The organism is Novosphingobium sp. PhB55, assembly GCF_004368805.1.
Lineage (GTDB): Bacteria > Pseudomonadota > Alphaproteobacteria > Sphingomonadales > Sphingomonadaceae > Novosphingobium.
In genome coordinates, this window is record NZ_SODQ01000003.1 from 226,105 (window position 1) to 250,603 (window position 24,499).

A 24,499-nucleotide genomic window follows, 5' to 3' on the forward strand; every position below is an offset into this window, starting at 1 on the left:
CCAGCAAATGGATACGAAGCGGCCGACAGGTGCCGCGCGAACGAGTGGAGAAGGCATGTCGGGCCAGCTTGCAGGAAAGGTCGCGCTCGTTACCGGCGCGTCGTCAGGGATCGGGGAGGCCGCGGCGCTTTGCCTGGCCGAGGCGGGGGCGACGGTCGCCGTCTGTGCGCGCCGGGTGGAGCGGCTCTCCGGGCTGGTCGCCCAGATCGAGGCGGCGGGCGGCAAGGCGCTGGCGATCCCCGGTGACATGACCCTCGAAGACGACGCGCGCGGGGCGGTGGAGAAGACCGTCGAAGCGTTCGGGCGGATCGACATTCTCATCAACTCGGCCGGGATCATGGAAGCCGGCGGGATCGAGAACTGCGATACCGCGATCTACCGCCGGGTGATCGACATCAACCTGATGGGCACCGTCTACACCAGCGCCGCCGCCGTGCCGCACATGCTGGAGCAGGGCGTGGGCGACATCATCACCATCTCCTCGCTCGCCGGGCGCAAGGGCGGTCCGATGACCAGCGCCTATTCGGCCAGCAAGCACGCCGTCAACATGATGACCGATGGCATGCGGCAGGAACTGGGCGGCAAGAACATCCGCGTCACCACGCTGATGCCCGGCGCGACTGAGACCGAAGTGGCGGATTCGATCTCCGACCCGCAGTGGCGCACTGCGATCAAGGCCCATGTCAGCAAGGAAGGCGCCGTGAAGCCGCGCGATATCGGCGAGGCTCTGGTCTTCATCCTCGCCATGCCGCGCCGGACGAACATCTCCGAAATCTCGATCCGCCCGACCATCGACACCAGCGCCTGAGGGAGAATGAACATGGCTGGAAGGCTTCAGGATAAAGTCTGCATCGTCACCGGCGCCGGTTCGGGCATGGGCAAGGCGATGGCCGAACTGTTCCACGCGGAGGGCGCGAAGCTGGTGCTCGCGGACATTTCGGGCAAGCAGGACGAAGTGGCGGCCGCGCTGGGCGGCGACACCGTGGGCGTCCAGTGCGACGTCTCCGACGAGGCGCAAGTGCAGGCGATGATCGCCGCGGCCGAGGACCGTTTCGGGCGGCTCGACGTGCTCTGCAACAATGCCGGATTCGGCGGGCCGATGGCGCCGCTGCACACCCAGTCGCTGGAGACCTGGGACCGGGTCCACGCCACCAACTTGCGCGGCGCGTTTCTGGGCATGAAGTACGGCATCACGTCCATGCTCAAGACGGGCGGCGGGGCGATCGTGAATACGACATCGGCCTCGGGCGTGGTCGGATGGAAGCATCATTCGGTCTACGGCGCGGCCAAGGCGGGCGTGAACCAGCTCACGAAAACAGCGGCGCTGGATTATTCGGACCAGGGCATCCGGATAAACGCCATAGCGCCGGGCACGATGTGGACCGGGCTGGTCGAGGCATCGCGCACCCATGCCGAGCCGCCGGCCGAGTTTCCGGTGCTCGCGGGCATTCCGATGGGGCGCTGGGGCCTGGCGAAGGACATCGCCCAGGCCGCGCTCTACCTCGCCAGCGACGAATCGGCTTACGTGACCGGCGTGGTCCTGCCGGTGGACGGCGGATATTGCATCGGGTTTTCGGGCATGGGGGCAGAGCGCCCCGGCATCGCCAGCGCCAATCCGGGCTGAGTGCGAAAACGGGGCGCCCCAGAGGCGCGGCGCCGGCCACTCGATCCGCCAGACCTCGGCGAGGAGGTCACCCCCTTGCGATAACTTCCCCCCCGGGATTATCGCTCTGGGCGAATGTGGGCCGGCGCCGCGATCCGGTCGGGGCCGGATTGGAAACCGTACAAAGCCGGCGGCAGCCGCCATGGGCTGAATTCAGCCGATAGTGGTCAGGCTGCCGCCGAGTTATGAAATTTGCCTGCCGGTAGAGCCTTGCCGTGGGGTCGCATCACGGGTCGGCCGGTTCGCGGCAGTGTCCGGGCCAGATGCGTTGCCACTTCCGATTCGAACAAGATGGTTATGACAGCTTCTCGCCAGCCGCGCCGTGAGGCAGATCACGCTCCGTTTCCGTCCCGGCCGTCACGCCAGCCGGCAACAGGATTGCCTGCCGATGGCAAGCCGCCTAGCAACGCGGCCATGACCGTTTCAGAGATCGCCCGGGTAGACCCTTTCCACGCCATGGCCATCGGCCGCCTCGCTTACGAACTGGCGGGCGAAGGGCGGGACGTGATCCATATGGAATATGGGCAGCCTTCCACCGGAGCGCCGGCGGCCGCCATTGCCGCCGCCCACCGCGTGCTGGACAGCGACCCCGGCGGCTATTGGGAAAGCACGGCTCTGCTGGAGCGCATCGCCCGGCACTACCGCGAGGCTTATGACGTCGGGATCGACCGCGAGCAGGTGATCCTGACTTGCGGCGCCTCGCCCGCATTCGTGCTGGCCCTTTCCAGTCTCTTCGTGCCCGGCGCGCGGGTCGCCCTGGCCCGGCCCGGCTATGTTGCTTACCGCAATACGCTGAAGACGCTTTACCTCGAACCGGTGGAGATGGCCTGCGGTCCGGCCGAGCGCTATCAAGTGACGGCCGCGGCGCTGGATGCGCTGGACCCCGCACCGGACGGGCTGATCCTGGCCAGCCCGGCCAACCCCACGGGAACCGTGATCGCGCCCGAGGAACTCGCGGCCATCGCGGAGGTCTGCCGCCGTAAGAATATCCGCGTCGTCTCCGATGAAATCTACCATGGCCTGGCCTATGGCGCGCCGGCGCAGTCGACGCTGCAGCATCTGCCGGAAGCGGTGGTGGTAAACAGTTTCTCCAAGTATTACTCGATGGCGGGCTGGCGCCTTGGCTGGCTGGTGGTGCTGCCCGAAGTCGTCGCCCCGGCGCGCGCGCGGATGAACAACCTGTTCCTCACGCCCTCGGTCCTGGCCCAGCACGCGGGCCTGATCGCCATGGACGAGACCGCCGAACTGGAAGGCCATGTCGAGGGCTATGCCCGCAATCGCGAACTGCTGCTGGCCGCGCTGCCCAGCCTCGGCCTCGACCGGATCGCCCCGCCCGACGGCGCGTTCTACATCTACGCCGACATCGGACATCTGACCGAGGACAGCCTGGCCTTCTGCCAGCAATTGCTGCGCGATACCGGAGTCGCCACGGCTCCGGGGATCGACTTCGACCCGGTCGATGGGCACCGCTTCATCCGCTTCAGCTTCGCGGTCTCGACCGCCCTGGTGCAAGAGGCGATCGCGCGCATGGTGCCGTGGTTCGCGAGCAGGGCAAAAGCGCGTTCGGCCTGAGGCGTTTCAGGTGGGGCAATCGCCGATCCGCGATCCCGTCACCCGCCTGCGATACCGTTGCTTGAAATTCGAACCCTCGCCCAAGATCGAGACGGCCGTGTCCATCGTATCGGCGCCTACCTTGCCGTGTACGTCGTAGCTCAGGGAATACATGCCGGCCGCGCAAGTCTTGCCGCCGGTCACTTTGCCGCTTTTGATCTTCACGGTCGAACGCGTGCACAATCCGTCTTCCGCAAGGCCGGTGGCGGCGGCGAGAAGTCGCTCCAGCGCATCGTCATGCTCGCCCGCAGCAATGCAGACGGTATAGGTCTTTCCAGGCCTCAGCTGAAATTCCCGTGAGGGCTTTTCTTTGAATGTCGCGGACTCCTTGAGCTGCCACAAGCCCGGCGTGACTTGCGGCCGCCCGCCGATGACGACGATTTCCGCAGCCGGCGCTTCCCTGGGCACGGCGATCGGCGTCGATGGCGGCAGGCGCGGAACGGTCGCGGCGAGATCGGCCGGCTCGCTCTCGGCAGGATCCCAGCGCGGCGGCCGATAGGCGACCGAGGCGATCCGCTCGGCCAGGCAGGCCTTGGCCGGGACCACGTCACGGAAGCCGTCCTTGATGCAGGCATTGAGCACGGTGCAGACGAAGCGATCGATGTCGGCATCGCCGCTGGAGATCATGACATCGCAGCGCTTCATATGCGCGCCCCATAGCGCGTAGTTCAATTTTACGCGGCGTATCTTCCGGCCAATCACGACGATGTCTTCGCCCGAGGGAATCGCGGCGGCGGCAGGCTCGGGCGTCTGTGCGCGTGAATGGGCGAACAGTGCCGCACATCCGAGCCCCGCAGCGGCAAGACAGGCCAGAGCGCGTCGCACGTCGATCCTCCCTCTCTCCCCGCGAGGTCATCCCCCGCTTCGGCACTCGAATTCCTTGCGCGGCGTCAGTCCCGCCGGGCGAAGATCATCGCGGTGTCCGTACCGCCGTGTCCAAGCCATTCTTGTGGAACGGGCACGGCACCGCATTGCTTAACTTTGTTCGCCTTTCCTGCCAAATAGTAAGGCCTGATTTCAGAGATTTAACCTGAACAGCGCTGCGGCTCTTTGCGAGATCCGCCAGATCCGGAAGTCTTTTCGGGGCGCTGTCAGGCATCGCCCCTGCGAACGCGCTGCGATTGACCGGGGACGCGCCTCGGCGCTTCTCTTGCTGAGAAAAGAAGGGTGGAGGGAAACGATGGCCACATTCGTGCTGGTTCATGGCGGCGGCCATGGTGGGTGGTGTTACAAGCTGGTCGCCCAGCGGCTGCGGGCCATGGGGCATGAGGTGCATGCGCCTTCCTTGAGCGGTCTGGCGGATCGTGCGCATGTGCTCAGCCATGCGATCGACCTGGATACGCATATCGATGACGTGGCCGGCTTGCTGGAGTTCGAGGATCTGACGCAGGCCATTCTCGTGGGGCACAGTTATGGCGGCATGGTCATTACCGGGGCAGCGGACCGCAAGCCGGAGCGGGTCGGGCACCGGGTCTACCTCGATGCCGCTTATCCGCGCGACGGCGAATCGCTTTACGAACATGCCCATGAGCAGATCCACATGGCCCGGCAGGGTCTGCACGACGTGGGCGGCGTGCCGATGGTCATGGCGCCGATGCCGGGCTTCGCGGCGTTCTTCGGGGTGACCGATCCCGAACTCGGCGCCTGGACCGATGCCAGGCTGACGGCGCAGCCCTGGAAGTGCTTCGAGCAGAAGATCGTCTTCCGCAACGAGGCGGCCATGCGGGCGATCCCGGAAAGCCACCTGATCTGCACATCGACCATTCCCGGTCGCGACATGACACTGATCGATGCGCGCTCCCACGGGCGCGTGTGGGATATCGACACGGGGCATGACCTCATGCTGACCGAGCCGAAATGGGTCGCAGAACGCCTTGATGCCATCGCCCAGGGCACCTGACTCGATTGCTCTTGGGCAGGCTTCCGAAAGCAAGCCCTTGAATCTGCTGGTCGCACGTGCAGAAGATTTAACCGCGATTAGCGTTTCAGGAATGGCCCCGCCCCTGTAGCAGGATGGCACGCGCCCTTGATCCGACCCGGCGCGCGGATTGACAGTCCGCGCCGGTTGGGGACTTTGGCGTACCAAGCAACAACACGGTGGCGAGTCCCTTGACCCAGCACGTATGCAGTACGGAAGTGTGGATCGCGCGCCTGCGCGACTTCCTGCACGATTGTGCGGGCAGTGCGCCCTCCGAGGAACACGACCGTATTCGCGAGGGTCTGTTGCTGTTCCTTCACGATCCTGCACGAGGGGAGAAACGGCTTGGCGCTGGCCAGAAACCCGAGCCGAAGTCGGCGCACAAGCTGGACCCCGCCGCGATCGAGACCATGCTGGCTTGCGGCGCCACCGAGAGTGCAGTCCTGGCGCTGATCGGTCCCAACGATACCTTCATGCTTTCGCGCGGGCTGAACGGAACCTGCCTCGCCACTCTTGTGATGGCGGATGGCTCCGAAGAGATGATCTGCGAGGCGGCAACGCTGTCGCTGGCGCTTCTGGCGGCCTATGTCTCCAAGCTGCTGACCGGAATGGAGCGCCGAGACACGGAAGCGGCGCCCGTCACGCTGCCTTCGGGAGTACGCCTCCACTAAGCCGGGCCAAGGGCCGGTTTTTCCGGAACAGGCGGCGCAGATGTGCGAACGGGGCGGCGCTCCGCACGGTCGCACGTCGAGCGGAGGCGCCGCCAGTTCGGGTTCATTCGCGTTCCCGCGAACGCTTCGGGCCGGGAGGGGAATACGGCCGGGTTTGCCGAAGCGCGCGGGGCCGGCGCTGTTGGAGTGGCGTGCCGGCGCGAGCGTTGTGACACGGGATCGCTTAAGCATTGGTAGGGCGGCCCTTAGGGTCATGTCCGTGTCCGCTTGCCCGTCAGTTCACCAGCGAAGCCTCTATGGCGATGCGGATCGCGTCGGACGTGTGGTTGGCGCCCAGCTTGTTCAGCATGTTGGCGCGGTGGATTTCCACCGTGCGCGGGCTGATCGAGAGCCGTTCGCCGATCAGCCGGTTCGAAAGGCCGCTGGCGACGCCGCCCAGCACTTCGCGCTCCCGCCGGGTCAGGCGATCGATCCGGGCACGGGCCATGACTTCGCGCAGCTTGGCATTGCCGACATGCTCGGCGCGGTCGATCGCGCGCGCCAGCGTGGCGTTGAGTTCCTCCGCGGCGATGGGCCAGGCGATATAGTCGATCGCGCCGTCGAGAACGGCCTGGACGATGCGGTTGGCGTGGGGATGTTCGCTGAAGGCGATGATCGGGAACCACTCGCCATGACGGGCCATGTTGTCGATCAGGTCGTCGATCACGCCGGGCTCGTCGTGGATGAGGATGACCCCGGAGCGGGGCCAGGCGCTGGCGATCTCGGAAATATTCTCGAAGGGTTCGACATGTATCTGCCCGGTTGAGAGGGCATGACTGATGGCGGCGCGTCTTCGCAGATCGTTGTCGATCAGGATGAGATTGGAAATCCGCTCCATGCGTATTCTCCCTTTCCGGCTTGTGCCTAGGGGGATATCGCATGATCGCTTTCCTGCGCGCCGGACCTGCTCCAAAATCGACCTATGACCCGCCTCCCGGTATCGAGACGCGCGGGGCACGGCGGGTTTCGGCAACCGAAACGGCAACATTTCCCGCGCCGTGAACCGTCAGCGCGGGGCGAGCAGGGCCTGTCCGATCTCGGCGAAGTCGGCGCGCAGGGCCGCAAGGCTGCGGGCGTCGAAAGCGATGGCGCTGTCCAGCACGGTGCGGCGCGCGGCGTCGTAAAGCTGGTTGAGCGCCGCGGCCACCTCGCTCTCGCCCGAGACGCCAAGATGCAGGGCGGTGATCGCCGTGAGCGCGCGCGTCAGCGAACGGCTTTTGAGTCCGTTGTCGCCGTTGCGGTCGGCATGGATGGCGGTGCCCAGCGCGGCCACGAGGTGTTCGTAGCACAAGTGGACCAGTTCCGCCGGCCCGGCCCCGCTGACGCGCGCATCGAAGTCTACCCGGCGATAGGCTTCGACCGGGGAAAGCTGGCGCCGCATCTCAACTGCTCTTGTTCCACTGGGCGATCTGGTTCTGCAGCATCGTCAATGTCGATTTCGACACGCCGATCCGCGCTTCGGAGACGGAGAACTGCGAGGAGAGGCGGGCGCGGAGCTTCTCCTGCTGTTCCGCCAGACTGCTCCGGTCATCGGAAATCTGCGCGAGCAACTTGGTATAGCGCGAGATCGAGCCGCCCAGAGAGCTGGTATCGGTGCTGGACGTCGCGGCGCGATAGATCTTGTCATAGCTGGCGTAGACCCCGTGGAGGCCGTTGGTGAACATGGCCGTCACGCCTTCGGGATCGGCGGCGATGGCCGTGTTCAGCCGATCGGTATCGAGCGCGAAAGTGCCGTCGCGCTGGGTCTTGAGGCCGATGTCGGCCAGGGTCTTCGCCGTGCCGGTGGCATTCGGCATGATGGTCGATCCGGCCAGACCCGAAAGCGCGCGCTTCAGGGCGCGCGCGCCGCCGTCGTTGGCGAGATCGCCGCCGATCGCGGTGGCCGTATTGAGCGCGGACATCACCTCGTTCAGCGCGTCGGTGAAGTCCTGCATGGCGCCCGCGATCGAGGTGGCGGGATTGGCGAAGCTCACCGTGGTAGGCGCGCCGATATTGGTGGCGGCAAGCAGGAGCTTCACGCCCGGAATGGCGTCGCTGACGGTGTTGGATCTGGCCGTCATCGCCAGGCCGTCGACCTTGAAGGCAGCATCCTGCGCGGCAGCGAGAAGCTGGGCCTGGCCCGGAGCGGAGCCGTTGGCGGGGCTCCAGGCCAGCTTCGAGAGGCCGGGATTGGCGGGGTCCTCGCTCGCTTCCAGCATGAAGCCGTTGGCGGCGCCTTCCTGTCCCTTCAGCACAAGTTGCGCGCCGTCCACGGTCTGGGCGACATAGGCGCTGACGCCGGCGTTCGCGGCGTTGATGGCCTTGGCCACGTCGGCAAGCGAGGCGCCCGCCGCGATCGTCACATCGACCGCCGCATGGCTGCTATCCGGCGTGAACGCGCTGCCGGAGACGGTGCCGAAGCGCAAGGTGAGCGTGCCCGCGCCGACTTTGTCCGTGGCTGCCGGATAGGCCTTGCTCGCCAGTTGCTGGCCCCGGGCGAGTTGGGTGACTTCCAGCGAATAGGTGCCTTTGGGCGTCGAGGTGCCGGTGAGGCTGGCCGCGCCGACCGCGGCATTGGCAAGGCTGGGCGTGCGCGCCAGGTCTCCCGAGCGCACCAGCGTCCCTAACGAGGTATCGAGCGAAAGCAGCATGGACTTGATGTTGGAGGCCGTGGAAATCTGGGTGCCCAGCTTGTCCGAGCGGGCTGTCAGGCGGTCGTTCCGGCTGGCGAACTGGGCATTGGCCAGATTGTTGGCCAGGGCTGCCATGTCCACGCCGCTGCCGCCGCCAAGCGCGGTCACCAGCGAGGAACTGGTCAGCGACGAAGTCGCGGCGGTCGATGCGGTGGTGGTAGCCATGGGTCGGAGAACGGCAGGGGTGGGCATTCGTTAAGGGGCGGCTCGGGAGAATTTCTCAGCCCTGGCGGGGATCGGGACGCCCCTCGGCATCGAAGCGGACGGTGACAGGAACGGAGACTTGCGGCGGGTGGCGATGCTCCCCGCGCCGAAGGGCCAGCACGAAGGCGAGGATCGCGGCAATCGCCACATAGTGGTCTTCGCGGATCATCTGCCTTTCGCGCGTGGTGAAATAGACCGAGCGGGCGAGCGCGGGGTAGGAGAGCACCGGCAGGGAGAACTCCGGCGCCATCTGCCGCATCGCCTGCGCCCGATCGCCGCGGCCCTTGGCGATGACCAGCGGGGCAGGCGCCATGGCGGGGTCGTAGGCAAGGGCGACGGCGAAATGCGCCGGGTTGGTGATGATGAACTGCGCATCCTTCATCGCCGGGACCAGGCCGCCCATGGCGATCTTGCGTTGCCGCTCCTTTATGGCCGCCTTCTTTTCGGGCGAGCCTTCGCTTTCCTTCTGCTCGTCTCTCACGTCCTGGAGGGTCATCCGCAGGCGCATCATCCGGCGCACGAGCTGCACCGGCAGGTCGACGAGGGCGATCACGAACAGCCCGGCGGAGAGCCAGAAGAGAAGCTGGACCAGAGCGTCCCAGGCATAGGCCAGCTCTGCGAAAAGGTTGCCCCGCCCGAGCCGTGCGAAAGCTTCCAGCCGCCCTTCGGCCCAGGTCCAGGCGATCGTTCCGAGCAGAGCGACCTTGGCGATGCCTTTCGCCATCTCGATCACGCCGGTCAGGCCGAACATGCGCTTGAGGCCGGACATCGGGTTGATCCGCGAGCCCTTCGGCGCCAGGTTGCCCCCGAGCCAGCGCCCTTCGCCGAACCCGAGCTGAGAGACCAGCGAGGCGAGGACGACCGCCAGGCCGAGCACCAGGATCGGCGGAAGCCCGGCCAGGAGCGCACCCATCAGCAGGCGGCCGGGGGTGAAGTCGTCCAGCGCGGACTTGTCCCAGGTGAAGCCGGCGCGCAGCACTTCCGCCAGCATGTTCAGCACCCAGGGACCCGCCAGCGACAGCCATGCCGCGCCGATCGCCACCGAGGCCGCCGTCGCCAGTTCACGCGAGCGGATCACGTCGCCGCGTTTTGCCGCCTCGCGCTTGCGCTTCTCGGAAGGCGCGAAGCTCTTTTCGCCTTCCTGTTCGCTCATGGCGCGCTGCCACCGCCGGATTGCAGGAGTTCGGCCGTCTGTTCGACGGCGTCGGCCGAAAGACGCACCACCAGGTCGGTCAGCACCGGGGCGCCCACCAGCAGCGCGGCGATACCGCCAAGCACGCCTGCCGGAAGCCCCAGCGAGAACAAGTTGAGCGAAGGCGCCGAGCGGCCGAGCACACCGGTGACGATCTGCACGACCAGCAGGATCAGGCAGGCGGGCAGCGCGATGGTCACGCCCGTGGCGAACATGCGGCCCGCGAACCCGGCAATCGCGGCGAGGCGCTCGGCCCCGAGCCAGGTGTGCCCCGGCGGGAAGGCACGGTAGCTGTCGACGATCAGTGCGAACCATTGCAGATGGGCGCCCAGCGCCAGGAAGACCAGCGAGAGCACCACCGCGAAATACTGCCCGAGTGCGGGAGACTGCGCGCCGGAATTGGGGTCTACCGCGGTGGCGACGTTCATGCCCATCGCGCCGCCGATCAGCTCTGCCGCCAGGATCGGCGCGGCGAAGGAAAGCTGGAGCACGAAGCCCAGCGCCAGGCCGACAAGCACTTCGCCGAGGACGCAAAGCACCCCGGCGGCGGAGAACAGCGCGGCCGGTGCGGCGACGTTCGTCCAGGCGCAGACCAGCACGGCCAGCGATCCCGCGCCGATCACGCGGACTTGCGGGGGTACGCCGGCGATGCCGAAGAGCGGGGCCGCGACCAGGGTCGCCCCGATGCGGGTCATCACGAAGACCAGCCGCCAGAATTCGGTCTCCAGCGGCCCGAACCCGAAGTCCAGCTGGATCACGGCGCGGCCTGCTCGGCCAGTCCGGTGCGGGCGATCTGCGCGAAGACTTCCTGTGCGAACTCGCCGACGAGGGTCATCATCGAACCGCCGAAAACCACCAGCACCACGGCGGTGACGGCCAGTTTCGGCACGAACGTCAGCGTCTGTTCGTTCACCGAAGTCGCGGCCTGGACCACGCCCACCGCCAGCCCCACCGCCAAGGACGCCAGCAGGACCGGCGCGGCGACGAGTGCCGTCACCCAGAGCATGCGGTCGGCCAGCGAGAGCAGGGCGGTGATGTCTTCCATCGCCTAGCCGAAGCTCGCCGCCAGCGAACCCATCAGCAGGGCCCAGCCGTCGATCATCACGAAGAGCAGCAGCTTGAATGGCAGGGAGACCACCATCGGGCTCATCATCATCATGCCCAGGCTCATCAGCACCGAAGACACCACCAGGTCGATCACCAGGAACGGCAGGAACAGCATGAAGCCGATCTGGAAGGCCGTCTTGAGTTCGCTGGTGACGAAGGCAGGAAGCAGGATCGAGAAGGGCACGTCTTCGCTCCTGCCGAAGCGGGCCGGCCCGTTGCCGTTCCGGGCGGCCATGTCGGCGAACATCATGAGGTCCCGCTCGCGGGTTTGGCGGATCATGAAGGCATGGAAGGCGCGTCCCCCCGCCGCGATTCCCTGTTCGGCATTGATCCGGCCGGCGGCGTAGGGCGCAACGGCATCGGCGTTCACCCTTTCAAGCGTGGGCGCCATGACGAAGAGCGAGAGAAACAGGGCCAGTCCGATCAGCACCTGGTTGGGCGGGGACTGCTGCAGACCCAGCGCCTGCCGCAGGATGGCCAGCACCACCAGGATGCGGGTGAAGCTGGTCATCATCAGGATCAGGCTGGGCAGGATCGTCAGCAGCCCCATGACCAGCAGGAGCTGCAGGGACATGCTCAGTCCCCCCGAACTTCCGGAGCCGCCCGCTCCACTGCCTCCCAAGGAACCCAAAGCGCGGTCCAGTGCGCCGGGTATCGCCTCCTGCGCATGGGCGGCGAGCGGCACGAAAAGAGCCGCGAGCAGGCAGGTGGCGAACAGGCGCTTCATGGCTCCGCGGTCCCGGCGGCAACGATGGCGTCGAAATCCGGACGCGCGGGGGCTTCCGCCAGGCGCGTGAGGCCGTGGCGTGTGGCTGCCACCAGGATTTCCCGGTCGTGGAAGGCGATCACCGCCAGGCGCTGGGTGGGCGAGAGCATCAGCGTCTCCACGATCCGCAAGGACCGGCTGCCGGCGTTCAGCCCCGCCCGCTCCTGCATCTTGCGGGCCAGGATCAGGCAGCCCCAGGCCAGCAGCCCGATGAGCGGCAGCAGGACGACCAGCTTGGCCAGATACCAGAGCATCAGGCCGCGCCTTCCTCGCCGTCGGGCAGGGCCGGGGACAGGGCATCTTCCGCCGACCCGCCCTCCGCGCCCTCCAGCCCCGCGATCTCCACAATCCTCAGGCCGAAGCGGCCGTTGTGAGACACCACTTCGCCGCGCGCGATCGGCTTGCCGTTGACCAGTACGTCGAGCAGCTCGTCGGTCAGCCGGTCCAGCACGACCAGGCTTTCGGGGCCGAGCGAGAGCACGTCCTTCAGCTTCATCTGGGTCCGGCCCAGTTCCACGGTCAGGCGCACGTCGACGTCGCGAAGAAAATCGAGGCCGCGGGGATGGATGCTCATCGTCGGTCGTTGTCCCTGTTGTCTGGAAGGCGGGGTGAAGGCGTCAGAACGCGTGCGTGACCTGGACCGCGACCCGGTCGTCGATTTCCCCGATCGTGCCGCTGGCCAGCGTGCGGCCACCGATCTGGAGCGGGACGCTGCGCGCCACCGCCACCGGCAGGATCTCGCCCGGGCGCAAGTTGGACAGGCGCGCCATGCCGAGCTGCATGTCGACAAGCACCGCCGTCACTTCGAGCGGCATGGAGGCGAAGGGCTCCTCGGCCGGTTCCGGATGCACGAAGCGCCGTCGCCGCGGGGGTCCGTGGCGGGGCGTCGTGGTGGCGGCGGCCAGCGTGGTGGTTGGCAGAGCGAGAGTGAGCGACCAGGCCGACAGGCCCGGCTCCTCGATGTCCAACGACAGCGTCAGCAGGTCGGCATGGGCGGGGAAAGGGTCGAGCTGGCGCAGGCTGACATCGCGGCGCAGCGGACGGACGCGGTGCTCCTCGCCGCCCTGGCCGTCGAGCGCGAAACTGAGCGCTTCGGCCACGCAAGTCTCGATGTGGGCGAGCAGGAGTTCGGCGGAAAGCGGGAAGCTTTCGGGCAGGGGATCGGGCACTTCACCGGGGCCGCCGAAGGCTCGGTCCACCAGCCGGAAGACCGGCGCGGCCTCGAAGATCGCCAGGAGCGGCAGGCCGGAGACGCCCATGCCCATCAGCGTATGCGCCGCCAGCCCCGCGATCCCGGCCTCGACCGTCGCCAGCGTGGCAGCCACCGGCATGGCGGCGCGCACCAGCGGCGCCTCGCCGCCCGACAGCCGGGCAAGGCCCACGGCAAGCGCACGCGTCAACCTTTCCCCGATCAGGGAGAACGCCGGAACCAGATCCGCGTTCGAGGGACCCGTTCCCAGCAGTTCGCTGCAGTGATGTGCCGGGGGACGGGCCGAGGGACGGGACGGGGAGCGGGCTGCATGCCCGCGGGACGAGTCTGGAGCCGCCATTACCGCTGCCTTCCTGGATGATGTCTCACTGGATGATGAAAGTGCGGAAGTAGACGCCGTCGACGCCGCCGAACCCTTCCTTGCGGATCAGCACGTTGTTGATCGCGGCGGTCAGCCGTTTCTCCAGCCGGTCCTTGCCCGGCATCGTGTAGACGTCGTTCTCGGGCGTATCGGCCAGGATTTCGAGCAGGGCGGAGCGGATCGCCAGTTCGTGCTTCTTCAGCCAGATGACCACGCGCCCATCCCGCCGCGTGGAGCAGGCCAGGCTCAGCTGGACGAGGGCGTCCGAGTCCTTGAGGTTGGAGGTGAAATCCTCGCTGAAGGTGAAGTAGGCAGTGCGATAGGGATCGCCGCCGTCGCCTTCGACCTCGGGCGGCGCAGCGCCCTCTTCACCCTCGGCCTTGGGCATATAGGGATCGTCCTCGCCCTTGCGGACCAGCTTGGGCTGGTTGTCCTCGCGGCTGGAGGCATGGCCGCCGATCATCCCGCTCATCATGAGCGCCGCCACGCCGCCGCCGCCCACCACCAGCATGCCCGCGGCGATGAGCACGAGAGTCAACTTGCCCCTGCGCCTGGTTCCTGCCTTGCCGCTGGCCTCGGCGGTGCCGTCCTGCGCTGCCTTTTCGCTCACTGTACGCAATCCCCCCTTGGTGCCGGATCAGGCATAGATGCCGCTGCGGTCGCCATCGCGCGGCTCGGGCCGGGACGATCGATGGTGGTGTGCCTGCCGTTCGCGCGAGGAGCCCTGCTGGCCGCCCGCGCCCTGACGCTCCCCTGCACCGCCGCGATCGGCGCCGGACGCCTGCTGACGCGGATCGGCGCCGCCGCCACTGGCGGCATTGCCCGAAGTTGCGGGCTGGTGTTGCCCGGCCGGTTGGCCGCTATCGCGCGGCGGGTCTCCGGCCGCTCCGTTCTGCGCGCCACCGGCAAGGGGGCCGGCAAGCGAGGCGGCCAGGGCGGCCTGAACCGAGCCGTTGAAGCCGGGCGAAGCGCTGGCCATGGTCACGGAGAGCCCTCTGTCCTCGTGGCGGAACTCCAGCGAGACCGGCCCGAACTGCGCATGGTTGAGAGCGGTGCGGACGAGATGCGGGCTGGCCGCCTCGCGCGCTTCGGACAGGCGGCCGACGAGCGTGGCAAAGTCCTGAGGCGCTTCCGCGGGTCGCGACGGACCTGGGCTGTCGATCGGGGCGGGGACAGGGGGCGATTGCAGGACGGGGGCAGGCATTTGCGACGATGGGAACGCGGCATCCTGCACCGCTGCAGCTAGCGCAGGGCGGGGGGCTTCCGGCGCGGAATCGCTAGGAGCGGATGCGATCTCGGTCGATACCGCCGGCAAAACCGGTGTCTCGGTGCCGCGCGAGGGGGCGCCTGCCACTCCGGCGAGAGGCTGGGGCGTCGGCATTCCGGGAGGCTGCGCTTCCCGGTTTGAAGAGACGGCCAGGGGTTGAGCGTGAGCGGACGGTGTCGGGCTTGTTGTCACGGGCCTCTGCCCCGGAACGACCTCCAGCACTTCCACTGCGACGACGGTGATCGGCGCCAGGGCAATGCTGGCGGTATCGAGGGCGGCAGGCGGCGTTGCGGCGGTCGGGGCGGAAGCCGGGGCGACAGCCGAGGGCAAGGGCATGCGGGGCTGCGGAAGCCTCGCCGCGATGATCGTCGCCTCGCCGCGCGGTGCGGCGGCGGAACCAGCGGCAGTCGAAGCCGGAACCATCGTCGGCGGCATCGGCGGCGCGACAAGCGCTGCGGTCAGTTCGGTGAGGGTTGCGGGGAGCAGCGGCGGCGCGGCCCGATCCTCGCTCTCGGCGGTGGTGCCATCCTTTGCGCCGTCCTCGGTGGCAGGGGCCTCTGCTTCGCCGTCCGGCAGGATCTTGCCGCCCGGTTTGCCGACATTGCCGCCCGGCAGGACGGTCCCGGCCACCCGCTTCACGGCCGCTTCGACCCCGGCCGCGATGCTGGCAACCATCCCCGACGCCGGTTCCACCGAAGCCACGAGGCCGCCCGCTGCGCCGAGCAGGGCGGCGAAGCCCCCCGTTTCGGCGGCCTTGGCGGAACTTGGCGCGCTTCCGGATGGGGCCGGGGCGACTGTTGGTGCCGATGCCGGGGCGCCGACTGGTGCCGGGCCAGATACCGGGCCGGAAAACTGGATCATGCCTTGCAGGTTCCTCGTATCAAGCGTTCGAAAAGATGGTGGGAATTGCTATTCAAGAGCCGTGCCAGATGGCTTGCGGCCGCCCAGGACCGGGGTTTCGCCGGCCTTGGCGATGGTTCGTTCCTGATGGGCTGCGCGGTCCTCGATGGCGGCGCGGCGGCGCTCGGCTTCGGCCAGGAGCAACTGCTTGGCATCGGCGATCGACTGCGCCCGCGAGGCGTCGCCCTCGGTCGTGCGGCGGATGGCCTGAAGCCCGCCGACGAAGCGCCCGACCTGGTGCAGCGCCGCCCCATCGGTCATTTCACGGCGGCCGCCATAATCGTCCGCCATGCGGCGGGTACGCTCGGACAAGTCGCGCAGCTTCGAAAGGGTGCTTTCGGCCTGCGCCGCTTCGATGGCGGCGGTCTGCTTGGCAATGGCGCGGATTTTTTCGAGGCGGCGCATTCGGACGAGGCGCTTGCGTTCTTCCTTCACGGTCAGCCTCCCAGCAGGGCCGCGAGCTGCGCGGCGCTGCGCCCCAGGTCGACGATGTCGCCCTGGGGCTGGCCGAGGAAGGCGGCCAGCCGCTCGTGCATGGCGATGGCGCGATCGAGCTGCGGGTCGGCGCCCGCGCGGTAGGCTCCCATCAGCACGAGGTCGCGATTGGCCTCGTAGCTCGCGGTCAGTGCGCGGAACTGGCGGGCAAGCTGCTGGTGTTCGGGCGGCACGATGTCGTTCATGACCCGGCTGAGCGAGGCGGCGATGTCCACCGCGGGATATTGCCCGCGCTGCGCCAGATCGCGCGAAAGGACGATGTGCCCATCAAGGATCGAGCGGGCGGTGTCGACCACCGGGTCGTCCTGGTTGTCGCCATCCGCGAGCACGGTGTAGAGCCCCGTGACCGATCCGCCCGAAGCTGCCGAATTGCCCGCCCGCTCCACCAGCTTGGTGATCGTGGCGAGGGCGGAGGGCGGGTATCCGCGCGCCGCTCCGGGCTCGCCAAGCAGAAGGCCGATCTCGCGCGCGGCATGGGCGACGCGTGTGAGGCTGTCCATGATGAGCAGCACGCGGCGGCCGCGCGCACGGAAGTGCTCGGCCATCGACGTGGCGAGCATGGCCCCGCGCAGGCGAAGATTGGGCGCGTGATCGGCGGGCACGGCGACCACCACCGTCTTGTCCTTCTTCGCGGCGTTCATGTGCCGCTCCACGAAGTCCGACACTTCGCGCGCGCGCTCGCCGATGAGACCGACGATGACGATATCGGCCGAGGCGCCGCGCGCGATCATGTCGATCAGCACGGATTTGCCGACGCCCGAACCGGCCATCACGCCGATGCGCTGGCCGACACCGAAGGTGGTGAGGGCATTGAGGGCGCGCACCCCGGTGTCGAAGGGCAGGCGCACCGGGCTGCGATCGAGCGCGGATGTCCGCACTCCGCCAGAGGGCCATTCCATGCGGCTGTGGATCGCGAAGCCCCCGTCGATCGGCAGACCCTCGCCATCGACGGCGCGGCCGAGGAAGGCCTCTCCGACCGGGAGCAGGCCGGGCCGACCTTCCGCCCAGACCCGCGCGCCGGGGCGCAGCAGGATCATGTCGCCCAGAAGCATCATCATCGTCCTGCCGTTGCGGAAGCCGATCACTTCGGCCGCCAGCGACTGGCCCGGCGCATGCGACACGCGGCACATCGCGCCGACCGGCACGGAAAGCCCGCTGACTTCCAGCAGCCCGCCGTCGCAGGCGGCCACCAGCCCGAAGCGGCGCGGGCCGAGATCGAGCGGCCCGGCGGCAAGATCGGCAAGGATCGGTTCCCAGAGCTTCAGCATCGGCCGGGGGGCCCTTTCAGCAGCGGTGCAAGGCCTCGGCAATCGCGCGGCGCCAGTTGGCGGGACCGTCCTCGACCCCGCCGGTCGCCGTCTCGATGCGGACAGTACCGCGTTCGAGCGAGGTGTCGGGCTGGACCTGCCACTCGGCGGAAAGCCGCGGCGAAACCAGTTTGAGATCTTCGGGGTGGAGGCGGATCAGCCGCTCGTCCTCGGCGCGGGAAAGCATCGAGACTGCCACGCCGACGCGCCGCAGCAGCGCTTCCGGCTCGATCGCAAGGGGCGCGACGGCCGCTTCGCAGAGCGCGGCCACGGTATCGCGCAGGCGCAGGCGGAGTTCCTCCTCCAGCACTTCGTCCAGGCGCGCAAAGGCGAGCGAAAGGCCATCCCGCGCGGCATCTTCGGCCTCCGCCCGCTGCTGCGCTTCCCGGGCGGCCTGCTCGTGACCCATGGAAAAGCCGTGGCTGAAGGCCTCTCCGACAGGATCCGCCGCCTCGACCGGGACCACCGTGGGCGGCGGCTCCGGCTCGGAAGGGCCGAGGTGCAAGGTGCCGCCGAAGCGCAAGTCGGGCTGGAAGCCGGCCGGCTGCGCAAGCGCGTCGATCAGCCGCTTGCCGGGGCGGCGGACGAAGAAGCCGAGGTCAGACATAGTCGTCGTCCCCCGAACCGAAGGCGATGGCGCCGTCGGCCGCCAGGCGGCGGGCTATGGCCACGACTTCCTTCTGCCCGGCGACGACATCGGCCAGGCGGGTGCGCCCGCGCGCGACGATCTCGTCCTTCACGCCGTCGGCGGCGCGGCTGGACATGGCGCGGAAGAACAGCTCGCGCTCCTCCTCGCTTACGCCCTTGAGCGCGTCGATCAGCGTGTCGTTGGGGACGTCGCGCAGCAATGTGCCCATCGACTTGGCATCGAGTACGAAGAGGTGCTCGAACTTGAACATCTCCTCCTCGATGCGGCGGGCGAGGACCTTGTCGCGGCGGGTGAGCTCGCCCAGCACGCGCTTTTCGACGACTTTGCCGACGCCGTTGATGATTTCCGCCGCCTCGCGCGCGCCGCCGATGGCGAGCGGGCGCTGGCCGTGGCACTCGGCGATGCGGCGGGCCAGCAGCTCCTCCAGCATCAGGATCGCCTGCGGGGATACCGGTCCCAGGGTGGCGATGCGGTGGACGATCTCTGGCTGTTCCGGGGCGGGCAGCGCATGGAGCACGGCAGCGGCCACCTCGGGATCGAGCTGCACCAGCAGCACGGCGATCGCCTGCGGATGTTCGCCGCGCACCAGCGGCACCAGCGAATCCGGGGTCAGCCAGCGCGCCAGTTCGAGCGTGGAGTGCAGAGGCGCTGCGGGCAGGATGCGGCGCATCACGTTGTCCGCCTTCACTTCCCCCACCGCGCGCGTGATCATGCCCCGCACCTGGCCGACCCGGTCGTGCGCGACGAGACCGAGCGCCTCGGTCTTGGCGACGAAGCCGGCGATGGCCTCGGCGATCACCTCGGGGCCGATCTCCCCCAGCGCGCACATCTTTTCGCCAAGGCGGCGAAGTTCGTCCGGTTCGAGTTCGGAAAGGATGCGGCTGGTCTGGTCCTCGTCGAGCAGCATCATCATGATCGCTGCGCTGTCAGGCGCGCGCAGGGGGGCGGTCTCGCTCATCAGGCGGCCTTGGCCCGTGCCTTGTCGGAGGCGGCTTCCGAGGCGGGCTCGTTGATCATCTGGCGGAGCGCGGCCACGGCATTGTCCGGCCTTTCGGTGACCAGGCGCTGGGCCAGATTGACCTGACGGGAGAGCAGGTCGGCGCGGCGCAAGTCGATGTCGAGGCCGTCCGCGCCGGGAATCTCGGGTCGGAGCGGCAGGCTGCCGGCCGGTACCAGCGCTTCGAGGCTGCGTTCCGCGATGGGGCCGAGGGCGTCGGACCCGTCCTCCGCCTCGCCGTCTTCGCCAAGCCTGCTGTTCTTGCGGCCCTTGCGCTTCTTCGGCGCCGGCTTGTCGCCCCGCATGGCGCGGATCAGGGGGCGCACGCCCAGCAGCAGGACCATCAGCACCGCCAGCAAGGCCGCGCCGTTGCGCACCACCATCGCGAACCACGGCGCCTCGTAGAACGGTGTGGCGCTTTCGCCCACCGGCTCGAACTTGCGCATGACCACTTTCACCTGGTCGCCGCGCTGAGGGTCGGCGCCGACGGCGGCGCTGACCAGCGACTGGATATCCTGCACGTCCTGTGCCCGCGCGCCCTTCATGGCATCGGCCTTGATCGCCACGGCCACGGAGATGCGCTTGATGCCGCCCGGCCGGGTATTGGCCACCGAGACCTGCCGCCCCAGTTCGTATGTCCGGCTGGACGAGGTCTCGCCGTTGGTCGGTGGGGTGGCCGTAGGGCTGGGCTGGGTGCCCTGCGGCGGACCGGGGCGCGCCTGCGTGGCGGGCGGGGGGGTGTTGGAGAGCACGCCGGGAACGCCCGCGGCAGGGCCGGAGCCGGTCGATTGCGACTGTTCCTGCGTTTCGCTGCGCACGGCGCCGTCCTTGTCGTAGCTTTCGCGCGCGGAAGTCACGTCGTCCATGTCGAGCGCGACTTGCGCCTCGGTGGTGAAGTTGTCAGGGCCGAGCACTGGCGCCAGCAGGCCCGAGACCTGTTCGCGGATCTTCGATTCCAGCCGCGATTGCAGGTCGATCCGGTCCGCTTCCGCGCCGCCGCCCTGCGAGAGCAACTGTCCGTGCTGGTCCACCACTTTCACCGCGTCCGGCGAAAGCCCCGGCACCGAACTGGCGACGAGATTCACGATCGCGGAGACCTGGCTTGCGGAAAGCTGGCGGCCCGCCTTCAGCCGCACCATGACCGAGGCGGTCGGCGCCACGTTGTCACGCACGAAGACCGACTTTTCACCCGCCGCCACATGGACGCGGACCGATTCCACCCCGTCGATCTCGCCGATGGTCAATTGCAGGTCGTGCTCGCGGGCGGAGCGCAGGCGCTCGCCCTCCAGCGTGCGACTGGCGCCCATCGGCAGTTTGTCCAGCATCTGGTCGCCGCTTTCGGGAGCGGCCAGGGCCCCGTCCGAAGCGACCAGCATGCGGGCCTTGTAGAAATCACCCTCGCCTACGGTGAGTGCGCCGGTCTGGTTGTCGATGCGGTAGCCGATCCCGGCCTGTTCGAGCGCGGCGGCAACGCCCGCCCGGTCGGAATCGTCCAGCTGTGCATAGAGCACGCGCTGCGGCGAGGGGGCGAGAGTCGCCCAGGCCAGCAAGGCGCCGCCTATCGCGGCCAGGCCGATGAAGGCGGGCAGCATCTTCTTCACGCCCGGCTGCGCGGTGAAGGTGCCAAGGCGGGTGAGCACCGATCCACCGGACCGATCGGTGAAGGGCGCGAAGAGGGAGCCGGTCGCGGGAAGCTGCGCGGTGCCGGCATAAGCCGCGGGGGCGGGAACGAGGTCGGCCATTTCGGATCAGACTCCCATCCGCATGATGTCCTGGTACGCGGACAGCAGCTTGTTGCGGACCTGCATGGTCGCCTCGAAGGCGACGCCGGCTTCCTGCCGCGCGAGCATGACTTTCGCCACGTCGGTCACTTCGCCTTTCTGGTAGGCGTCGGTCACGCCTTCGGCGCGGGCCTGCACGGCGTTGACGCCGTCCAGCGCGGACTTGAGCGTGTCGGCAAAACCCTGTCCGGCGGGCTGGACTTGCGAGCCGCCGACGGCATTCGCCGTTCCGCTGCCTTGTGCGGCGTGGATCTGCTGGAGCAGATCGCTGCGCTGGATGATCTGCTGGCGCATCGCCATGATCTGCTGGATGCCGCCCCCGCTGCCGGGCAGCGCAGCGCCGGAAAGCCCGGGGACCGTGCTCATCGCAGGCCTCCCACCGCGCCGCGCGGGGTGTTGGGGCCAAGGTCGATCCCGGCTTCGCGCAGCGAGGCGAGGCGGTAGCGCAAGGTCCGCTCGGAAATGCCGAGTTCACGGGCGGCGCGTACCCGGTTGCCGCCGCAGGCTTCCAGCGTTTCCACGATGGCGCGGGCCTCGGAGTTCTGGACGATGCTGGCGAGCTTGCGGTTGCCGTCGATGTCGAAGGGCTCGGCACCGGGCAGGGCGCCATGATGCAGCGCGGGCATGGCGGAAGGCAACAGCCGGGCGGGGCTGTCGAAAGCGATGTGTTCGGGGGCGATCATGGTTTTTCCGTGGGCAAGGAGCATCGCGCGGCGGATGACGTTTTCCAGTTCGCGCACATTGCCGGGCCAGGAGTGGAGCTTGAGCATGGCGAGCGCCGCATCGTTCAGGCAGGGCACCCGCGCCGGGTCCGGGGCGTGGCGCAGGGCCATGGCGAAGGCCAGCGGGGCGATGTCATCCGGGCGCTCCCGCAAGGGCCGCAAGGTGAGGGGGAAAACGTTGAGCCGGTAGTAGAGGTCGGCGCGGAAGCGGCCCTCGGCGACTTCGGTGGGTAGGTCGCGGTTGGCGCAGGCGATCACGCGCAAGTCCACCTTGATCGGCCGGGTGGCGCCGATCGGCACCACTTCCTGCTCCTGCAGCGCGCGCAGCAGCTTGGCCTGGAGCGGCAGCGGCAGTTCGGCGATCTCATCGAGCAGCAGCGTGCCGCCGTCGGCCGCGCGCATGAAGCCTTCGCTGGCCTGAGTGGCGCCGGTGAAGGCGCCCTTCTGGTGGCCGAACAGCATGGCCTCCAGCATGGTTTCCGGCATGGCGGCGCAGTTGACGGCGATGAAGGGGCCGTCGCGGCGCGGGCTGCGGGCATGGATGAAGCGGCTGAGCACTTCCTTGCCGGTGCCGGTCGGCCCGTTGACGAGCACGGGAATGTCGCTGTTCGCCAGGCGGTCGGCCAGGGCGAAGACCGAAAGGCTCTCGGGATCGGCCGCGATCGGATCGTCCGGGCCGGCCATGGCCGCCAGCAGCATCGCCAGCGATGCCTCGCCGATGGGGTCGGCATAGACGACATCGGTGAGGGCTGCGGTCTTGCGGGACAGGACCGGCTGGATACCGCGCGAGAGCCGCACCACGCGTTCGCGCGCGGGAGCGGCGACCGGGCCGGACCCGATCGTCTCGTCCGCCGCATCGCGCAGGGCGATCGCCGAACAATCGAACAGCGATCCGGCAATGGCGGCGGCGCGATGGGCAAGCGGCCCGTGGCGCCGGTTGAATTCCGTGTCGAAAACCAGTTCGACCATGTTTCTCGTCCCCGTGGGATTAATGCATTGGCGGGGATCGATATGCGTGCGTAACGGCGAATCTTTGGGAAATTTAAGGCCCCGTAGCGACCCCTAGTGAAGGTAAATTTCGGCGCAGCTCCGTGGGTTTGCAGGGACGAGCCGTGCCGGATGCGGGCTTAAATTCCCCCCCGACCTGCCGGTCTTTGTCTCGACAGCCGCGCCGGATGGGCCGGCAGAGGCTGTTTCCTCATCGGGACACTCAACGGGAGCCACAACCATGTCTGTCATCAACACCAACATCAGCGCGATTCGCGCTTCGAATGCCTCGACCTCCGCCAACAAGATGCTCGGCACCGCCATGGAGCGCCTGTCGACCGGAAAGCGGATCAATTCGGCCAAGGACGATGCCGCCGGCCTCGCCATCTCCACTTCGATGACTGCGCAAGTCCGCGGCATGAGCCAGGGCATCCGCAACGCCAACGACGGCATCTCGCTGGCGCAGACCGCCGAAGGCGCGCTGTCGGAAGTGTCGAACATGCTTCAGCGCGTGCGCGAACTGGCGATCCAGTCGTCCTCGGGCACGTACCAGGACAGCGACCGCGATGCCATGCAGTCGGAAGTGACGGCGCTGACCAGCCAGATCGGCGACATCCTTTCCGACACCACTTTCAACGGCAACACGCTGTTCTCGACCACGTCGGGCACCGATGTCACGTTCGACATCCAGACCGGCGCCAATTCGGGCGAGACGATCACGCTGACCTCTTCCGCGATCAACGGCACCAATATCAATGCCTCGGCGCTGGACGTATCGAGCGACTCGGCCGCTTCGGACACGATCGATAACGTCGACCTTGCCCTTGCGGACGTGAACAAGACGCGCGCCTCGCTCGGCGCCGGGCAGAACCGCCTCGAATCGGCGGTCAACAACCTGACTAACAACGTCACCAACCTGTCCGACGCGAAGTCGCGCATCGAGGATGCCGACTATTCGACGGAAACCACGCAGATGGCCAAGGCGCAGATCCTCAGCCAGGCCTCGACCGCAATGATCGCGCAGGCCAACCAGAGCCAGCAGAACGTGCTGTCGCTGCTGCGCTAAGCACGCAGGACAAGCCGGCGGCCCTCAGCGGGCTCGCTGCAGGGCCCGGCGCACCCCCCACGCGCCGGGCCCGTTTGCGTGCGTGAGCCATCAGCGAACATGGCAGGGAAACGGCGCGGAAACAGGCGGTTCATAAAGACCCTGGTTCCCGTTCCCGAAACCCGGACCGATCATGCGCCGCTTTTTTGCCTGCTCTCTTGCCGTCGCTGTGTTCCCGGCGCTTGCCGCCCCTGCCGCGGCTGAAACGCGCGAGGACGAACAGGTCTGGGTCAACCTTACGGCAATGGGGCCGATTGCCGGCGACGTGGTCTATTTTGCCGAAGTTCAGCCGCGCATGGGCGACGGCGCTTCACGGCTGGACCAGCTTCTCCTGCGCGGCGCGATAGGGCTGAAACTGTCCCCGGCGGTCACCCTCTACCAGGGCTATGCCCATATCGTCGTGCCGGTGGAGGGCGGCCGCGACGTGAACGAGGAGCGCAGCTTCCAGCAGTTGGGCTGGCTCATGGGCAAGCCCTGGGGCGGCGAACTCTCGTCGCGCACCCGTCTCGAACAGCGCTGGCGTTCGGACGGCGGCGATACGGGCTGGCGCCTGCGCGAGATGCTGCGTTACGAAAAGCCGCTGAAGCCGGGCACCAACACCGTCAACGCGCTGGTCTATGCCGAAGGGTTCCTGGCGCTAAACGACACCGACTGGGGTGCGCGCGGCGGGTTCGACCAGTTGCGCTCCTTCGTTGGCGTGGAACTCGGCGTGAAGGACGCGACGACCGTCGAGCTGGGCTATCTCAACCAGGTGATCGACCAGACTCGCGGACGGACGCGGGTGAACCACGTCGCTTCGGTCTCGCTGTTCTTCCGGCACTGATCGGGCTTTCGCCGGGAAAGCGGACGGCTTGCCTATGTCCCAGCCCATCGCC

27 protein-coding genes are annotated in these 24,499 nt (G+C 68.0%); 7 read left to right on the top strand and 20 right to left on the bottom strand.

Annotated features, from left to right (window positions below; genetic code table 11):
• Window positions 1-55: 55 nt before the first annotated feature.
• The 3 genes from EDF57_RS08535 to EDF57_RS08545 all read left to right on the top strand — a co-directional run bounded on the left by EDF57_RS08535 (window position 56) and on the right by EDF57_RS08545 (window position 3,235).
• On the top strand, window positions 56-808 hold the full coding sequence (locus EDF57_RS08535) for an SDR family NAD(P)-dependent oxidoreductase (RefSeq protein ID WP_134093897.1): 753 nt from the start codon (window positions 56-58) through the stop codon (window positions 806-808).
• 12 nt (window positions 809-820) lie between these two features.
• Window positions 821-1,624 (top strand): SDR family oxidoreductase, encoded by an 804-nt coding sequence (locus EDF57_RS08540; protein WP_134093898.1) that lies wholly within the window; start codon window positions 821-823, stop codon window positions 1,622-1,624.
• 453 nt (window positions 1,625-2,077) lie between these two features.
• Window positions 2,078-3,235, top strand: a complete 1,158-nt coding sequence (locus tag EDF57_RS08545) for an aminotransferase class I/II-fold pyridoxal phosphate-dependent enzyme (RefSeq protein ID WP_134093899.1) — start codon at window positions 2,078-2,080, stop codon at window positions 3,233-3,235.
• Between the two features lie 6 nt (window positions 3,236-3,241).
• On the opposite strand, the gene EDF57_RS08550 is transcribed toward EDF57_RS08545, so the two are convergent.
• Window positions 3,242-4,099: a DUF3617 family protein gene (locus EDF57_RS08550; RefSeq protein ID WP_134093900.1), complete on the bottom strand. Its 858-nt coding sequence runs from the start codon at window positions 4,097-4,099 to the stop codon at window positions 3,242-3,244.
• A gap of 355 nt (window positions 4,100-4,454) precedes the next feature.
• Here EDF57_RS08550 and EDF57_RS08555 point away from each other — a divergent pair, with 355 nt between their 5' ends.
• Both EDF57_RS08555 and EDF57_RS08560 read left to right on the top strand, forming a co-directional pair.
• Window positions 4,455-5,174: an alpha/beta hydrolase gene (locus tag EDF57_RS08555; protein ID WP_134093901.1), complete on the top strand. Its 720-nt coding sequence runs from the start codon at window positions 4,455-4,457 to the stop codon at window positions 5,172-5,174.
• 209 nt (window positions 5,175-5,383) lie between these two features.
• Window positions 5,384-5,863 (top strand): hypothetical protein, encoded by a 480-nt coding sequence (locus tag EDF57_RS08560; protein ID WP_134093902.1) that lies wholly within the window; start codon window positions 5,384-5,386, stop codon window positions 5,861-5,863.
• Window positions 5,864-6,137: 274 nt separating this feature from the next.
• Here EDF57_RS08560 and EDF57_RS08565 read toward each other — a convergent pair whose 3' ends face one another.
• The 19 genes from EDF57_RS08565 to EDF57_RS08655 all read right to left on the bottom strand — a co-directional run bounded on the left by EDF57_RS08565 (window position 6,138) and on the right by EDF57_RS08655 (window position 22,501).
• Complete coding sequence (locus tag EDF57_RS08565) at window positions 6,138-6,740, bottom strand: LuxR C-terminal-related transcriptional regulator (RefSeq protein WP_132268237.1); 603 nt, start codon at window positions 6,738-6,740, stop codon at window positions 6,138-6,140.
• Window positions 6,741-6,908: 168 nt separating this feature from the next.
• Window positions 6,909-7,283: a flagellar protein FliS gene (locus EDF57_RS08570; RefSeq protein ID WP_134093903.1), complete on the bottom strand. Its 375-nt coding sequence runs from the start codon at window positions 7,281-7,283 to the stop codon at window positions 6,909-6,911.
• 1 nt (window position 7,284) lies between these two features.
• The gene (gene fliD / locus EDF57_RS08575) at window positions 7,285-8,739 is read right to left on the bottom strand and encodes a flagellar filament capping protein FliD (RefSeq protein ID WP_134093904.1); all 1,455 of its coding nucleotides are present in this window, start codon (window positions 8,737-8,739) and stop codon (window positions 7,285-7,287) included.
• A 55-nt stretch (window positions 8,740-8,794) separates the two neighbouring features.
• Window positions 8,795-9,931 (bottom strand): EscU/YscU/HrcU family type III secretion system export apparatus switch protein, encoded by a 1,137-nt coding sequence (locus EDF57_RS08580; RefSeq protein WP_134093905.1) that lies wholly within the window; start codon window positions 9,929-9,931, stop codon window positions 8,795-8,797.
• Entirely contained in the window at window positions 9,928-10,728 is an 801-nt protein-coding gene (gene fliR, locus EDF57_RS08585) for a flagellar biosynthetic protein FliR (RefSeq protein ID WP_134093906.1), read from the bottom strand. The genes EDF57_RS08580 and fliR overlap by 4 nt, the downstream gene beginning before the upstream one ends.
• Window positions 10,725-11,015: a flagellar biosynthetic protein FliQ gene (locus EDF57_RS08590; RefSeq protein ID WP_132268246.1), complete on the bottom strand. Its 291-nt coding sequence runs from the start codon at window positions 11,013-11,015 to the stop codon at window positions 10,725-10,727. The genes fliR and EDF57_RS08590 overlap by 4 nt, the downstream gene beginning before the upstream one ends.
• A gap of 3 nt (window positions 11,016-11,018) precedes the next feature.
• Window positions 11,019-11,804 (bottom strand): flagellar type III secretion system pore protein FliP, encoded by a 786-nt coding sequence (fliP, locus tag EDF57_RS08595; protein ID WP_134093907.1) that lies wholly within the window; start codon window positions 11,802-11,804, stop codon window positions 11,019-11,021.
• A complete protein-coding gene (locus tag EDF57_RS08600) occupies window positions 11,801-12,097 on the bottom strand; it encodes a flagellar biosynthetic protein FliO (protein ID WP_132268250.1) in 297 nt (98 codons plus the stop codon). Before EDF57_RS08600 ends, fliP begins: the two co-directional genes overlap by 4 nt.
• Entirely contained in the window at window positions 12,097-12,417 is a 321-nt protein-coding gene (gene fliN, locus EDF57_RS08605; protein ID WP_132268252.1) for a flagellar motor switch protein FliN, read from the bottom strand. The genes EDF57_RS08600 and fliN overlap by 1 nt, the downstream gene beginning before the upstream one ends.
• A gap of 43 nt (window positions 12,418-12,460) precedes the next feature.
• Complete coding sequence (locus EDF57_RS08610; RefSeq protein ID WP_243840964.1) at window positions 12,461-13,243, bottom strand: FliM/FliN family flagellar motor C-terminal domain-containing protein; 783 nt, start codon at window positions 13,241-13,243, stop codon at window positions 12,461-12,463.
• 175 nt (window positions 13,244-13,418) lie between these two features.
• Window positions 13,419-14,024, bottom strand: coding sequence for a flagellar basal body-associated FliL family protein (locus EDF57_RS08615; RefSeq protein WP_132268255.1), 606 nt, complete (start codon window positions 14,022-14,024; stop codon window positions 13,419-13,421).
• Between the two features lie 27 nt (window positions 14,025-14,051).
• Window positions 14,052-15,542 carry a hypothetical protein gene (locus tag EDF57_RS08620; RefSeq protein ID WP_134093909.1) on the bottom strand — a complete coding sequence of 497 codons (1,491 nt, stop codon included), beginning with the start codon at window positions 15,540-15,542 and terminating at the stop codon, window positions 14,052-14,054.
• Between the two features lie 48 nt (window positions 15,543-15,590).
• Window positions 15,591-16,016, bottom strand: coding sequence for a hypothetical protein (locus tag EDF57_RS08625; protein WP_134093910.1), 426 nt, complete (start codon window positions 16,014-16,016; stop codon window positions 15,591-15,593).
• 2 nt (window positions 16,017-16,018) lie between these two features.
• On the bottom strand, window positions 16,019-17,344 hold the full coding sequence (locus EDF57_RS08630) for a FliI/YscN family ATPase (RefSeq protein WP_132268259.1): 1,326 nt from the start codon (window positions 17,342-17,344) through the stop codon (window positions 16,019-16,021).
• 16 nt (window positions 17,345-17,360) lie between these two features.
• Window positions 17,361-17,990 carry a FliH/SctL family protein gene (locus tag EDF57_RS08635; RefSeq protein ID WP_134093911.1) on the bottom strand — a complete coding sequence of 210 codons (630 nt, stop codon included), beginning with the start codon at window positions 17,988-17,990 and terminating at the stop codon, window positions 17,361-17,363.
• Window positions 17,983-18,990 (bottom strand): flagellar motor switch protein FliG, encoded by a 1,008-nt coding sequence (fliG, locus tag EDF57_RS08640; protein ID WP_134093912.1) that lies wholly within the window; start codon window positions 18,988-18,990, stop codon window positions 17,983-17,985. Before fliG ends, EDF57_RS08635 begins: the two co-directional genes overlap by 8 nt.
• Window positions 18,990-20,771 (bottom strand): flagellar basal-body MS-ring/collar protein FliF, encoded by a 1,782-nt coding sequence (fliF, locus tag EDF57_RS08645; protein WP_134093913.1) that lies wholly within the window; start codon window positions 20,769-20,771, stop codon window positions 18,990-18,992. Before fliF ends, fliG begins: the two co-directional genes overlap by 1 nt.
• Before the next feature lie 6 nt (window positions 20,772-20,777).
• Window positions 20,778-21,176, bottom strand: coding sequence for a flagellar hook-basal body complex protein FliE (gene fliE / locus EDF57_RS08650; RefSeq protein ID WP_132268267.1), 399 nt, complete (start codon window positions 21,174-21,176; stop codon window positions 20,778-20,780).
• The gene (locus EDF57_RS08655) at window positions 21,173-22,501 is read right to left on the bottom strand and encodes a sigma 54-interacting transcriptional regulator (protein ID WP_134093914.1); all 1,329 of its coding nucleotides are present in this window, start codon (window positions 22,499-22,501) and stop codon (window positions 21,173-21,175) included. Before EDF57_RS08655 ends, fliE begins: the two co-directional genes overlap by 4 nt.
• Window positions 22,502-22,760: 259 nt before the next feature.
• On the opposite strand from EDF57_RS08655, the gene EDF57_RS08660 reads away from it, so the two are divergent.
• Together EDF57_RS08660 and EDF57_RS08665 are read left to right on the top strand one after the other, a co-directional pair.
• Window positions 22,761-23,585 carry a flagellin gene (locus EDF57_RS08660; RefSeq protein ID WP_132268270.1) on the top strand — a complete coding sequence of 275 codons (825 nt, stop codon included), beginning with the start codon at window positions 22,761-22,763 and terminating at the stop codon, window positions 23,583-23,585.
• A 172-nt stretch (window positions 23,586-23,757) separates the two neighbouring features.
• Entirely contained in the window at window positions 23,758-24,447 is a 690-nt protein-coding gene (locus tag EDF57_RS08665) for a DUF2490 domain-containing protein (protein ID WP_134093915.1), read from the top strand.
• The last annotated feature ends 52 nt before the right edge of the window (window positions 24,448-24,499 follow it).